The organism is Vibrio marinisediminis (assembly GCF_014050145.1).
GTDB classification, from domain to species: Bacteria; Pseudomonadota; Gammaproteobacteria; order Enterobacterales; family Vibrionaceae; genus Vibrio; species Vibrio marinisediminis.
The window spans coordinates 1-315 of sequence record NZ_JACFYF010000134.1; the positions used below are offsets into that span (position 1 = coordinate 1).

A 315-nucleotide genomic window follows, 5' to 3' on the forward strand; every position below is an offset into this window, starting at 1 on the left:
TCAATAGAAAGGACGTCCTATGAAAATCGACGGTACACACTACCGTTCCTTGTGGTGGAACCACGAACAAAACGTTCTCGAAATTATCGACCAACGCTGGTTGCCCCATGACTTTCGCGTCGTTCCGGTCGCCACGATGCAGGATTTCGCGGATGCGATCTACCAGATGCGCGTGCGCGGTGCGCCCCTGATAGGGGCTACGGCGGCTTACGGCATGGCGCTAGCCATGGCCGAGGACCCCTCGGATGCGAATATGGATGCGGCTTGGAGCTTTCTGGAGAAAACCCGCCCTACGGCGATCAACCTGCGCTGGGC

The 315-nt window shown here is 58.1% G+C and carries 1 protein-coding gene; it reads left to right on the forward strand.

All coding sequences use genetic code 11. The features are described from left to right. Positions 1–19 precede the first annotated feature (19 nt). Positions 20–315: translation initiation factor eIF-2B alpha/beta/delta subunit family protein (locus H2O73_RS23685; RefSeq protein ID WP_220457719.1), on the forward strand; the 296-nt coding region annotated here is incomplete at its 3' end.